The organism is Erythrobacter sp. NE805 (assembly GCF_046452355.1).
Taxonomy (GTDB): domain Bacteria; phylum Pseudomonadota; class Alphaproteobacteria; order Sphingomonadales; family Sphingomonadaceae; genus Erythrobacter.
Map to the genome: position 1 here is coordinate 1,044,772 of NZ_JBKFDI010000001.1, position 12,107 is coordinate 1,056,878.

Annotated in this window: 12 protein-coding genes; 5 read left to right on the forward strand and 7 right to left on the reverse strand. The window is 68.1% G+C overall.

Going from position 1 to position 12,107, the window contains the following annotated elements; translation table 11 throughout:
- Window positions 1–50: 50 nt before the first annotated feature.
- From ACLBKU_RS04835 to ACLBKU_RS04855, 5 genes are all read left to right on the forward strand, one after another.
- Window positions 51–815, forward strand: coding sequence for a PIG-L family deacetylase (locus ACLBKU_RS04835; RefSeq protein ID WP_410178401.1), 765 nt, complete (start codon window positions 51–53; stop codon window positions 813–815).
- A 108-nt stretch (window positions 816–923) separates the two neighbouring features.
- The gene (gyrB, locus tag ACLBKU_RS04840) at window positions 924–3,509 is read left to right on the forward strand and encodes a DNA topoisomerase (ATP-hydrolyzing) subunit B (RefSeq protein WP_410178402.1); all 2,586 of its coding nucleotides are present in this window, start codon (window positions 924–926) and stop codon (window positions 3,507–3,509) included.
- Between the two features lie 8 nt (window positions 3,510–3,517).
- Entirely contained in the window at window positions 3,518–4,645 is a 1,128-nt protein-coding gene (locus ACLBKU_RS04845; protein WP_410178403.1) for an AI-2E family transporter, read from the forward strand.
- 4 nt (window positions 4,646–4,649) lie between these two features.
- Window positions 4,650–5,441, forward strand: coding sequence for a M50 family metallopeptidase (locus tag ACLBKU_RS04850; RefSeq protein WP_410178404.1), 792 nt, complete (start codon window positions 4,650–4,652; stop codon window positions 5,439–5,441).
- 48 nt (window positions 5,442–5,489) lie between these two features.
- A complete protein-coding gene (locus tag ACLBKU_RS04855; protein WP_410178405.1) occupies window positions 5,490–5,999 on the forward strand; it encodes a nuclear transport factor 2 family protein in 510 nt (169 codons plus the stop codon).
- A 25-nt stretch (window positions 6,000–6,024) separates the two neighbouring features.
- Here ACLBKU_RS04855 and ACLBKU_RS04860 read toward each other — a convergent pair whose 3' ends face one another.
- From ACLBKU_RS04860 to ACLBKU_RS04890, 7 genes are all read right to left on the reverse strand, one after another.
- Window positions 6,025–6,663, reverse strand: coding sequence for a hypothetical protein (locus ACLBKU_RS04860; protein ID WP_410178406.1), 639 nt, complete (start codon window positions 6,661–6,663; stop codon window positions 6,025–6,027).
- 114 nt (window positions 6,664–6,777) lie between these two features.
- Window positions 6,778–7,575 (reverse strand): DUF1295 domain-containing protein, encoded by a 798-nt coding sequence (locus ACLBKU_RS04865; protein ID WP_410178407.1) that lies wholly within the window; start codon window positions 7,573–7,575, stop codon window positions 6,778–6,780.
- 34 nt (window positions 7,576–7,609) lie between these two features.
- On the reverse strand, window positions 7,610–8,245 hold the full coding sequence (locus tag ACLBKU_RS04870) for a lysophospholipid acyltransferase family protein (RefSeq protein ID WP_410178408.1): 636 nt from the start codon (window positions 8,243–8,245) through the stop codon (window positions 7,610–7,612).
- Window positions 8,246–8,331: 86 nt separating this feature from the next.
- On the reverse strand, window positions 8,332–8,760 hold the full coding sequence (locus ACLBKU_RS04875; RefSeq protein ID WP_410178409.1) for an endonuclease domain-containing protein: 429 nt from the start codon (window positions 8,758–8,760) through the stop codon (window positions 8,332–8,334).
- A gap of 96 nt (window positions 8,761–8,856) precedes the next feature.
- Complete coding sequence (locus tag ACLBKU_RS04880; protein ID WP_410178410.1) at window positions 8,857–10,464, reverse strand: carboxyl transferase domain-containing protein; 1,608 nt, start codon at window positions 10,462–10,464, stop codon at window positions 8,857–8,859.
- Window positions 10,461–10,847, reverse strand: coding sequence for a hypothetical protein (locus ACLBKU_RS04885; protein WP_410178411.1), 387 nt, complete (start codon window positions 10,845–10,847; stop codon window positions 10,461–10,463). The genes ACLBKU_RS04880 and ACLBKU_RS04885 overlap by 4 nt, the downstream gene beginning before the upstream one ends.
- Entirely contained in the window at window positions 10,844–12,010 is a 1,167-nt protein-coding gene (locus tag ACLBKU_RS04890) for an isovaleryl-CoA dehydrogenase (protein WP_410178412.1), read from the reverse strand. The genes ACLBKU_RS04885 and ACLBKU_RS04890 overlap by 4 nt, the downstream gene beginning before the upstream one ends.
- Window positions 12,011–12,107: the final 97 nt, after the last annotated feature.

Below are 12,107 nucleotides of genomic sequence, written 5' to 3' on the forward strand. Positions count from 1 at the left end.
CAAGCACCCGCGCGGCGGTGGCAGGAAGCGAAGAAAAGGGAGGGGCCAACATGATCCGTATCACCGCCACCATCGCCGCAGCCGCGCTCGCCGTCGCACCCGCCGCCGCGCAGACCCCGCCGGAGCGGCAGGACGTGCTGGTCGTGCTCGCGCATCCCGACGACGAGCTGACCATGGCCCCGGCGCTCGCGGCGCTGGCGCGGCAGGGGCGCAAGGTGACGCTGCTGTTCGCGACCACCGGCGATCAGGGCCCGGGCGTGACCGACCGCGCGCGCGGGCCGGCGCTCGGCGAGGTGCGGCGCGGCGAGGCGCTCTGTTCGGCCAAGGCGCTGGGTGCCGAGGCGGTGTTTCTCGAGGGGCTGGGCGACGGCACTCTGGCCCAGTCCCCGCAGGCGCCCGATGCCCCGGCGCAGCGCTTCCTCGCGCAGTTCGCCGCCCACTATGTCGAGCACGATCCCGGCCTGGTGCTGACCTGGGGCCCGGACGGCGGCTACGGCCACAGCGATCACCGCATGGTCAGCGCGCTGGTGACCGAGGCGATGCAGTCGCTCGCCGCGGCCTATCGCCCGCAGCTGCTCTATGTGGGCATCCCGGCGGGCCGCCTGCCGCCGGTGCCCGAAATGGCGCGCTGGGCCGAGACCGATCCGGCGCTGCTGACCGAGAGCCTGCGCTACGCCCCCGCCGACCTCGCCGCCGCCACGACCGCCGCGCAATGCCACGCGACCCAGTTCAACGCGACGATGCGCGGGGCGATGATGCCGCTGTTCGACACGTCGATGTGGCGCGGCAAGGTGCATTTCCGCCCCGCCTTCTGAGCCGCGCCCGGGGCCGCTTGTCGGACCGCCTCCGGCACTCGTGGAAAAGCGCCGCCAAGGGGCCTCCCGCAGTTGGGTTTCGGCGGCGCAGCGCCTATATGCTGGGGCATGAACGACACCACCTCAGAGACGCCTGAAGGTTCGGGCAGCACGCCCCCCGAAAAGCGCCCCAACGCCAACGAGTACGGCGCTGATTCCATCAAGGTTCTGAAGGGCCTCGACGCGGTCCGCAAGCGCCCCGGGATGTATATCGGCGACACCGACGACGGCTCGGGCCTGCACCACATGGTCTTCGAGGTTTCGGACAACGCCATCGACGAGGCGCTCGCCGGGCATTGCGACCTCGTGCTGATCGAGCTGAACCCCGACGGCAGCGTCAGCGTCGAGGACAACGGGCGCGGCATCCCGACGGGGATGCACCCCGAAGAGGGCGTCTCGGCGGCCGAGGTCATCATGACCCAGCTCCACGCGGGCGGGAAATTCGAGAACACCTCGGACGACAACGCCTACAAGGTCTCCGGCGGCCTTCACGGCGTCGGCGTCTCGGTGGTCAACGCCCTGTCCGAATGGCTCGAGCTCACCATCTGGCGTGACGGGCAGGAGCACTGGATGCGCTTCGAGCACGGCGATGCCGTCGCGCCCCTCAAGGTCGTCGCCGATGCGCCGAAGTCCGAGCGCAACGCCGATGCGAACGGCTTCAAGAAGGGCACCCGCGTCACCTTCAAGGCCAGCCACGAGACCTTCAAGAACGTCACCGAATTCGATTTCGAGAAGCTCGAGCACCGCTACCGCGAGCTCGCTTTCCTGAACTCGGGCGTGCGCATCAAGCTCAGGGACCTGCGCCACGAGGAGGTGCTCGAGCACGATCTCTACTACGAGGGCGGGATCGCGGCCTTCGTCAAGTATCTCGACCGCAACAAGCAGCCGCTGGTGAGCGAGCCGATCGCGGTCTCGGCCGAAAAGGACGGGATTGGGATCGACGTCGCGCTCGAGTGGAACGACAGCTATTACGAGAACGTCCTCGCCTTCACCAACAACATCCCGCAGCGCGACGGGGGCACGCACCTTGCCGCCTTCCGCGCCGCGCTGACCCGCACGCTCAACAACTATGCCGAGCGTTCGGGGATGCTGAAGAAGGAGAAGGTCAGCCTCTCGGGCGAGGACATGCGCGAGGGGCTCACCGCCATCGTTAGCGTCAAGCTGCCCGACCCCAAGTTCTCCAGCCAGACCAAGGACAAGCTGGTCAGCTCCGAGGTCCGCTCGCCCCTCGAAACCCTCATGGGCGAGAAGATGACCGAGTGGCTCGAGGAGAACCCGAACGATGCGCGGGCGATCATCCAGAAGATCATCGATGCCGCCGCCGCGCGCGAGGCCGCCCGCCGCGCGCGCGAGATGAGCCGCAAGGGGGCGATGAGCGTCGCCTCGCTGCCCGGCAAGCTCGCCGATTGTCAGGAGCGCGATCCCGCCAAGTCCGAGCTGTTCCTCGTCGAAGGCGATTCCGCAGGCGGCTCGGCCAAGCAGGGACGTGACCGCAAGACCCAGGCGATCCTGCCATTGAAGGGCAAGATCCTCAACGTCGAGCGCGCGCGGTTCGACCGGATCATTTCCTCGAAGGAAGTCGGCACCCTCATCCAGGCGATGGGCACCGGTATCCGCGACGAGTTTACCATCGAGAAGCTGCGCTACCACAAGATCGTCATCATGACCGACGCGGACGTGGACGGCGCGCATATCCGCACGCTGCTGCTGACCTTCTTCCACCGCCAGATGCCCGAGATCATCAAGGCCGGGCACCTGTTCATCGCCCAGCCGCCGCTGTTCAAGGTGAGCAAGGGCCGCAGCGAGGTGTACCTGAAGGATCAGGCTGCGCTCGACCGCTACCTCGTCGATGCCGGGCTTCAGGGCCGCGTGCTGGAAACCGCGAGCGGCACCCGCTTTGCCGATGACCTGCGCGTGCTGGTCGACGGGGCGCTGCGCCTCAAGAACCTCCTTGCCTTCGTGCCGCGCCGCTACGACAGCGGGATCGTCGAGCAGATGGCGCTGGTGGGCGCGCTCGAGCCGGGACTTGCGGGCGAGGCGCTCGCCGCCGCGCTGACGCGGGCCGCCGAGCGCCTCGGCGCGGGGGACCGCGAGGCGCGCTGGTCGGCCTCGCAGCGCGAAGACGGCACGGTGGTGTTCGAACGCCTGTGGCGCGGCGTCACCGACGTCCACGAGATCGACGCGCGGTTCCTCTCCTCGACCGAGGCGCACAAGCTCCACGGCCTCGCCGCCGCACAGGCCGAGGCCTATGCCCAGCCCGTCAATCTGGTGCGCGCGGGCGACACGCCCGAGGAACCGGAGCCCGAAACCCCCGCCGAGGGCGATCCGCTCGCCGGCGAGGCCGAGGAGGCCGCACCTGCGCCCGTGATGCCGGTCGATGGCGCGATCAGCCGCCCGAGCCAGCTCCTCGAGGCGATCTTCGCCGCGGGCCGCAAGGGCCTCTCGATCAGCCGCTACAAGGGCCTCGGCGAGATGAACGCCGAACAGCTGTGGGAAACCACGCTCGACCCCGAGGCGCGGGTGCTGCTCCAGGTCAAGGTCGAGGATGCCGACGTAACCGACGAGATCTTCACCCGCCTGATGGGCGACATCGTCGAGCCGCGCCGCGAGTTCATCCAGGATAATGCCCTCAACGTCGCCAACCTCGACGTGTAGCGGCACTTATGACCGAAGCGACCACCCGCACCGACGATCTCCAGCGCGCGAGCTTCCTCGTGATCCTCGTCGTCGTCAGCCTGCTGATGGCGGTGATCGTCTATCCCTTCGCCCAGCCGCTGCTGTGGGCGGCGCTGGCGGCGATCATGTTCCAGCCGCTCTACCGCTGGATGCTCCGCAAGCTGCGGGGCCGGCGCAACCCGGCCGCGGCGCTGTCGCTGCTGGTGATCTTCCTCGTGGTGATCGGTCCGGCGGCGTGGATCGGCTCGCTGGTGGTCGAGCAGGCGCTGGTGCTCGTCGACACGCTCCAGAAGCAGCCGCCCGACCTCGCCGCGCTGTTCGACAGCGTCTATACGAGCCTTCCCCGCATCGCCCGCGAGGCGATCGACCGCGCCGGGTGGGCCGACATCGCCAACGTCCAGCGCCGCATCCAGGATCTGGTCACCGAGAGCGCTGGCCTGATCGCGACGCAGGCGGTCTCGATCGGCAGCGGGGCCTTGAGCTTCTTCCTGTCCTTCGGCGTCGCGCTCTACGTGATGTTCTTCCTGCTGCGCGACGGCGAGCGGGTCGGCCGCTCGATCCTGTGCGCCGTCCCGGTCAAGCGCAGCATCGCCGATCGCCTGTCCGAACGCTTCCTCGGAATCGTGCGCGCGACCATCAAGGGCACCGGCGTCGTCGCGCTGGTGCAGGGCGCGCTCGGGTGGGTCGCGATGCTGATCTGCGGCGTCCCCTCCGCGCTGCTGTTCGGCGTGCTGATGGCGATCTTCGCGCTGATCCCGGTGATCGGCGCGGGCGGCGTGTGGCTGCCGGTCGGGCTGTGGCTGCTGGTCACGGGCGAGACCTGGCAGGGGATCTTCATGCTGGTGTTCGGCTTCGTCGTCATCTCCTCGGCGGACAACGTGCTGCGCCCGATCCTCGTGGGCCGCGACACCGGCATCCCCGACTGGATCATCCTCGTCACCACGCTGGGCGGCATTGCGCTGGTCGGCTTCTCGGGCATCGTGCTGGGGCCGCTGGTCGCCGGGCTGTTCCTCGCCAGCTGGTCGATCCTGCGCGAGCAGCGCGAGGCCGACGAGGAGGCCGCGCAGCACGAGGCGATCCACGTCGACGCCTCGGGCCATGCGCCCGTCGCCTGATCCGATGCAGCCGCTCGTCACCCCCGGCTCGCAGGGCGAGGCGATCGGCCGGCTGGTGGTCGCCGGGCTGGTGGTGACGATGCTCCCGGCGCTGCCCTTCGGCGCCTACCTCATCTACCCCTTCGCGATCCTCACGACCTGGTTCCACGAGATGGGCCACGGCCTTACCGCATTGGCGCTCGGGCAGCATTTCGAACAGCTGTTGATCTTCGCCAACGGCTCGGGCGTCGCCCAGAGCGCGGTCGAGCCGGGCGCCTCGCGCTTCGTCTCGGCGGCGATCGCGGCAGGCGGCCCGCTCGCGCCGAGCGCGGTGGGCGCGCTGCTGATTGTCGCCAGCGCGCACCCGAAGGCGTGGCGCGCGGTACTCGCGCTCTCGGCGGCCGCGATCCTGGCCAGCGTCGTGATCTGGGTGCGCTCGCCGACCGGGTGGTGGGCGCTGCCGCTCGTGGCGGCGATCCTCGCCCTTGTCGCGTGGCGCGGCTCGCCGGCGTGGCAGCGCTTCACGCTCCAGTTCCTCGGCGTGATGGGGGCGTTCAGCTGCCTCAAGGACTTCGACTACCTGTTCACCGAGCAGGCGGTCATCGACGATCAGGCGATCCTCTCCGACACCGGGGCGATCGAGGCGGCGATCGGCCTGCCGCACTGGCTGTGGGCGGGGCTGATCCTCGCGCTCTCGGCGGTGATGGTCGGCGCGGCGCTCAAATATGCCCTCGCCGAGAAGCGCCTGCGCCCGCCGCCGAAGAAGCTCCCCGCCAACGTCCTCCAGTTCCGGCGCGATCCGCGGGGGCGCCGCTGAGACTTTCGGCAGTCCCGCGCGCCGCCGGGGCGCGGTAGCCTGCCGCGCATGGACACGACCGAACTCGCCGACCGCCTCGCCATAGCCGAGACCCTCGCGCTCTATTGCCGCGGGATCGACCGCTGCGATCCCGAGCAGCTCGCCGCCGCCTTCACCCCCGATGCCGTGATCGACTACGGCGACGGCGCGCGGCCGATCCGCGCTGTGATTCCTGGGCTTATGTCGGGCCTCGGGTCGATGCGGCTGACCCAGCACAACATCTCCAACACGGTGATGCGGATCGTAGGCGATCGGGCGAAGGTCGAGACGAACTGCGTGGCGCTGCACATCATCCCATCGCCGGAGGGCGAGACGGATCTAGTGGTCGGCGGGCGCTATCTCGACACGCTGGTCCGGCACGAGGGCCGCTGGCTGATCGCCGAGCGGCTCTACGTGATGGACTGGAACCGCTCGGCCCCGGCGACGATGGCGCTGGAGGGCGGGCTGCTGGGCGGGCTCAAGAGGCGCGGCGCGCGCGGGGCGGAGGATCCGTCTGCGGGCTGGTGGGCGGAGGCCTAGGATCCGTTTGCCCTGAGCGGGTGCCCTAAGACGCCACCTTGAGCGTGTTCACCCCCGCCGCGTCGCTGCCCGCCTCGCCCGACAACCCGATGAACATCGTGTCGACAATCCGCGCCAGTTTCTGCTCGGTGAGCTTGTCGCCGATGTAGATGATCGCGTCGGGCAGGGTGTAGTTCGAGATCATCTGGTTGATCAGCGACAGCGCCTCGTCGATCTCCAGGCCGGCGAAGAAGCCATCGGCCTGCGCCTCGGCGATCAGCTCGCACAGATAGTGATCGGCAAGATCGACATAGGACCGCACCCGCTCGAGGTTCGCCGCACCCATCTCGCAGATGGTGGTGAAGAAGGCCGGGTCCTCGCGGAAGCGCTCTTTCGAGATCACGAAGCGGCGGCGGAAGAACTCGTACATCTTGCGCTGCGGGGGCAGGTTGCTCGCGAGCACCTCCTCCATCACCGCCATATGCGGTGCGAGCCATAGCTGCGCGACGGCATCGAAGAGGTCATCGTAGTCGGCAAAGAGTGTCTCGAAACGCGCACGGGCCAACCCGCTTTCGGCCATCGCGACGGTCCAGGGCACCTCGGCACCGCGCACCTTGACCAGTTCGAGCACGTGGCGCGCGATCCGCCCACGTTCGGCTTCCCGGTCGGTCTGGGTCAGTGCCATCTCGCTCGCGCCTCCTTGCGCGCCGACAGCATAGGCGAGCTTTGCGCGGACTTGAAGGGCCGCTCGTCGATTTTTGTGCGACGCAGCAAGTCGCCGCGTGCCGCCGCGCCGCGATCAGTAGACCGGCGGCCAGGGGAAGAAGGCCGAGGTTTTCCTCTCGTAAACCGCGTACTTGTTGCCTTTCGAGCGGTGCAGTCCCCGCTCGAGCAGCGGCACGCCCGACCACCTGGTGAGCGTGAAGCTCAGGAAAATCGGGCCGATCACGGTCGCGGCGGCATATTCCCACCCGGCCGCGGCCGAGGTCAGCCAGATGCCCCACCAGACGCAGAAATCGCCGAAATAGTTGGGGTGGCGGGTGTAGCGCCACAGCCCGGTGTCGAGCACGTGGCCCTTGTTGGCGGGATCGGCCTTGAAGCGGGCAAGCTGCCAGTCGCCGACCCACTCGAAGAAGATGCCGACGCACCACAGCGCGAAGCCGCCCCAGGCGAGCGGGGTGATCTCCGCCGGGTGCGGGCTGGCGAGGATGCCGACCTGCGCCGGGCTCGACACTGCGAAGAGCAGCACCGCCTGCATCAGCCACACCCGGGTCAGCGCATGGCTCGCGAAGCGGCCCTGCTCGCGCGCGTCCTTGAGGATGCGCCGGTACCGCCGGTCCTCGCCCTCGCGCCGCCAGCGGAAGAACAGGTAGATGCCGAGCCGGAAGCCCCACAGCACCGTCATCGCCATGATGAGCGTCGCCAGCTCGCTCGGGCCGCCGCGCACGTGCAGCCAGCTCGCGATCGCGAGGAGCGCCATGCCGACCCCCCAGAAAGCGTCGATGAAGGAGACATCCTTGATCGCGACGCTGACGCCCCACAGGATCAGCACCAGCACGATCAGGATGGCGGCGTTGACACCGAGGAGTCCAAGCATCGTTGTGAGGAAGGCGGGGTCGAGCCCCGGGAGTTCAAACATCGTTGCGCCCTGCAATTATGTCCCGCGCCTGCTGTTCCAGCACCTTGAAGCGCTCGTAATCGGGCAGCTTGGAGCGGAACCACTCGGCGATCTTGAGAAGGTCTTCGCCATAATTCCCGCTGGGAATCAACGGCTCGCCGAAAGAGATCACCAGCCGCGCGTTATCGGCGAAGGCCGGGACGATGGGGACACCGGCGGCGCGTGCGATGTGGTAGAAGCCCGATTTCCACTTGCCGTCCGACTTGCGGGTGCCCTCGCAGGCGATCACCAGCGCCAGATCGTCGCGCCGGGCATATTCGGCGGCGACCTGCTCGGTGGCATTGAGGCGGCTGCGGCGGTCCACGGGAAGCCCGCCCATGTCGAGCATGAAGTTCTTGATCGGCCACTGGAACAGCGTGTGCTTGCCCATGAAGTTGGGGCGGATGCCCTCTTCATGGGTGGCGCCGGTGAAGAACACGAAGTCCCAGTTCGAGGTATGCGGCGCGCCCGCGATCACGCATTTGCGGATATTGCGCGGAAAAGTGCCCTCGATCTTCCAGCCCTTGAGGTACCAGATCGCGAGGATGATGCGGCGCACGATGCGCGATAGGATCGTGGGCGCGCGGGTCGGCGCGGCGGCGGTCGGCATGTGCGGCAATGTCCCTGCCCTCTCCCAAAAGGCTTGGCCCCTTGTGGCCTAACTTGGGTTAGCTACGCAAGGGGAGGGGGGAGGGATTAATCCTCCCCGAACTTGTTCGGGGAGGGGGACCGCCCGCGCAGCGGGTGGTGGAGGGGTAACCGGGCCAAGGCATAAGCCGCAATCCCGTCGGCGGCAGCCACAGCGTCGGACAGAACGGCCCTTGCCGGAATACGCAAGGTTTCAATTCCGGTTCGCGCGAACCATTCGTCTCGAACTGAATCGCGTTGCGGCTGGTCGCCACGATCATGGGCCTCGCCATCGATCTCGATCGCGAGACGAGCATCGGAACAGAAGAAGTCGAGCACATACGGCCCAGAAGGATGCTGGCGTCGGAACTTCAGTCCGGCGGGTCGTTTGCGCAACTGCTCCCAGAGTGAGACTTCAGGCAAAGACATGGCTTTGCGGAGCTTTCTGGCCTTGCGAACGGTGCCGTTCTTTGGCTGCGGGGAAACGTCCTTGAGCATCGGATACCCCCTCCACCACCCTGCGGGTGGTCCCCCTCCCCGAGCGAGCTCGGGGAGGGGGCAGTCGCGCCAGCGACTGACGGAGGGGGTATAGCACTACATCCGGAACACCCCAAACGCGGGCCGCTCGGCAATCGGCGCCTCGAGACACGCCGCGAAGGCAAGCCCCAGCACGTCGCGGGTCTGCACCGGGTCCACGACCCCGTCGTCCCACAGGCGGGCGGTGGCGTAGTAGGGGTTGCCCTCGTCCTCGTATTTCTGGCGGATCGGGGCCTTGAAGGCCTCGGCCTGTTCCGGCGTCCAGCTCTCCGCGTCGCGGTGGACGGTCGCGAGCACGGAGGCCGCCTGCTCGCCGCCCATCACCGAGATGCGGGCATTGGGCCAGGTGAACAGGAAGCGCGGGGAGTAGGCCCGCCCGCACATCCCGTAGTTCCCCGCCCCGAAACTGCCGCCGATCACCACGGTGACCTTGGGCACGGTGGCGGTGGCGACCGCGGTGACGAGCTTCGCCCCATGCTTGGCGATCCCTTCGGCTTCGTATTTCCCGCCGACCATGAAGCCCGAGATGTTCTGGAGGAACAGCAGCGGAATGCGGCGCTGGCAGGCGAGCTCGATGAAATGCGCGCCCTTCTGCGCGCTTTCGGAGAACAGCACCCCGTTGTTGGCGAGGATCGCGACCGGCATCCCCCAGATGTGGGCGAAGCCGCAGACGAGGGTGCTGCCGTAATGCGCCTTGAACTCGTGGAACTCGGAAGCATCGACCAGCCGGGCGATCACTTCCTTGACGTCATAGGGCGCGCGCACGTCCTCGGGGATGAGGGCGTATAGGTCCTCGGCGTCGAATTTCGGCGGGCGCGGGTCCTTGAGCGCGACGTCCTTGGCCACCCCGGTGTTCGCGCCGAGGTGCGAGACGATATCACGCACGATGGTGAGCGCGTGCTCGTCGTTCTCGGCGAGGTGATCGACCACGCCGGACTTCCTGGCGTGCAGATCGCCGCCGCCGAGGTCTTCCGCCGAAATCTCCTCGCCCGTCGCGGCCTTCACCAGCGGCGGGCCGGCGAGGAAGATCGTGCCCTGGTTGCGCACGATCACCGTCTCGTCGGACATGGCGGGGACGTAGGCGCCCCCCGCGGTGCAGCTGCCCATCACGCAGGCGATCTGCGGGATGCCGAGCGCGGACATGTTGGCCTGGTTGAAGAAGATCCGCCCGAAGTGGTCGCGGTCGGGGAAGACCTCGGCCTGATGCGGCAGGTTCGCGCCCCCGCTGTCGACGAGGTAGATGCACGGCAGGCGGTTCTCCTGCGCGATCTCCTGCGCGCGCAGGTGCTTCTTGACCGTCATCGGGTAGTAGGTGCCGCCCTTCACGGTCGCGTCGTTGCACACGATCATGCACTGGCGGCCGGAGACGCGGCCCACCCCGGTGATGATCGAGGCGCCGTTGACGTCGCCCTCGTACATCCCGTTCGCCGCCAGCTGGCCGACTTCCAGAAAGGGCGACCCCGGATCGAGCAGCCGCTCCACCCGCTCGCGGGGCAGCAGCTTGCCGCGGCTGACATGCCGCTCGCGATGCTTCTCCGGCCCTCCGAGCGCCGCCTCGGAAACCCGGGCACGGAGTTCCTGCGCGAGGGCATGGTTGTGCGCGAAGCGGGCCTTGGCCTCGGGGCTTTCGCGGTCGAGTTTGGTGGTGAGGGTGGGGGCGGTCATTTGCGTGCGACTTCCAGAAGCGACCAGACAAGGCCGACGAGCGCCGTAGCGAAGGCCATACCGATCAGGATGGTGAGAAACCCGAGGTCGAAATTGCCGGGATCGGAACCGCCCGGATCATAGACCTTGCCGAAGAAACTGCCGAACAGCATGCCCAGACACGCCGCCCAACCGGCGATGAACAGGTGGCTGCGCAGCGGAGTCGGGTGGGCCATCAACACAGCGCCCGCCAGAAGAAGCCCACCGCTCCAGTAATCGTCGAACCAGAACGGCCAAGGCCTGCCGGTCCCCCACGTGCGGATCCCCTCGCCAATCATCAGCGACAGGGCAAGCCCGCCGCCAAGGATGCGCAGGACGGCGAGCGGCACGCCCGGCTGGATCACCCCGCCGCCCCGATCAATTCGCGCCCGATCAGCATCCGCCTGATCTCGTTCGTCCCCGCGCCGATATCGAGCAGCTTCGCGTCCCTCATGTAGCGCTCGACCGGCCAGTCGGTGGTGTAGCCCGCGCCGCCCAGCGCCTGCACGCTCTCGGCGGCGACCTTGAAGGCGTTCTCGGAGGCCAGCAGGATCACCCCCGCCGCATCGAACCGCGTTGTCTGCCCCGCATCGCAGGCCTTGGCGACCGCGTAGGTGTAGGCGCGCGCGGATTGCAGGGCGACGTACATGTCGGCGACCTTGGCCTGCATCAGCTGGAAGGAGCCGATGGGCTTCCCGAACTGCTTGCGCTCACGCAGGTAGGGGATCACCGTGTCGAGGCACGCCTGCATGATGCCGAGCTGCAACCCGGCAAGCACCACGCGCTCGTAATCGAGCCCGCTCATCAGCACGCCGACCCCGCCGTTGACGGGGCCCATCACGCGCTCCTCGGGGATGAAGCAGTCGTTGAAGACGAGCTCCGCGGTGGGCGAGCCTTTCATCCCGACCTTGCTGATCTTCTGGCCGATCGAGAACCCCTCGTCGCCCTTCTCGATCAGGAAGGCGGTGATACCGCGCGACCCTGCGTGCCCGTCAGTCTTGGCATAGACCACCAGCGTATCGGCCTCGGGCGCGTTGGTGATCCAGAACTTGGTGCCGTTGAGGACGTAGCCGCCCTGCACCGCGTCGGCCTTGAGCTTCATCGAGACCACGTCCGACCCCGCGCCCGCCTCGGACATGGCGAGGCTGCCGACGTGTTCGCCGGAGATCAGCTTGGGGAGATACTTCGCCTTCTGCTCGTCGCTCCCCCAGCGGCGGATCTGGTTGAGGCAGAGGTTCGAATGCGCGCCGTAGGAGAGCCCCACGCTGGCGCTCGCCCGCGAGACCTCTTCGACCGCGATCACGTGCTCGAGATAGCCGAGCCCCAGCCCGCCCCATTCCTCCTCGACGGTGATACCGTGGAGGCCCAGCGCGCCCATCGGCTCCCACAGCTCGCGCGGGAAGCGATCCTCGCGGTCGGTCCGCTCGGCGAGGGGGGCGATCTGCTCGTCGGCGAAGCGCGCGGTGGTATCGCGGATCATCCCGGCCGCCTCGCCGAGCTGGAAGTCGAAGTCGGGGGTGGCGCGCATGAATCGTTCCTCGCCGGGCAATGATTGTTCTGCGACTTCGCATAGCAAGGCCGCGCGCAAAGGCCAATCGCGCAAGGCTGGCGCTGGTGCGACAACC

Coding starts and splice junctions, on each gene's coding strand:
- ACLBKU_RS04870 (WP_410178408.1), bottom strand. CDS start 8,245: ATGCCGACCGCCGCCGCGCCGACCCGCGCGCCCACGATCCTATCGCGC.
- gyrB (WP_410178402.1), top strand. CDS start 924: ATGAACGACACCACCTCAGAGACGCCTGAAGGTTCGGGCAGCACGCCC.
- ACLBKU_RS04865 (WP_410178407.1), bottom strand. CDS start 7,575: ATGCTTGGACTCCTCGGTGTCAACGCCGCCATCCTGATCGTGCTGGTG.
- ACLBKU_RS04880 (WP_410178410.1), bottom strand. CDS start 10,464: ATGACCGCCCCCACCCTCACCACCAAACTCGACCGCGAAAGCCCCGAG.
- ACLBKU_RS04855 (WP_410178405.1), top strand. CDS start 5,490: ATGGACACGACCGAACTCGCCGACCGCCTCGCCATAGCCGAGACCCTC.
- ACLBKU_RS04860 (WP_410178406.1), bottom strand. CDS start 6,663: ATGGCACTGACCCAGACCGACCGGGAAGCCGAACGTGGGCGGATCGCG.
- ACLBKU_RS04845 (WP_410178403.1), top strand. CDS start 3,518: ATGACCGAAGCGACCACCCGCACCGACGATCTCCAGCGCGCGAGCTTC.
- ACLBKU_RS04875 (WP_410178409.1), bottom strand. CDS start 8,760: ATGCTCAAGGACGTTTCCCCGCAGCCAAAGAACGGCACCGTTCGCAAG.
- ACLBKU_RS04835 (WP_410178401.1), top strand. CDS start 51: ATGATCCGTATCACCGCCACCATCGCCGCAGCCGCGCTCGCCGTCGCA.
- ACLBKU_RS04890 (WP_410178412.1), bottom strand. CDS start 12,010: ATGCGCGCCACCCCCGACTTCGACTTCCAGCTCGGCGAGGCGGCCGGG.
- ACLBKU_RS04850 (WP_410178404.1), top strand. CDS start 4,650: ATGCAGCCGCTCGTCACCCCCGGCTCGCAGGGCGAGGCGATCGGCCGG.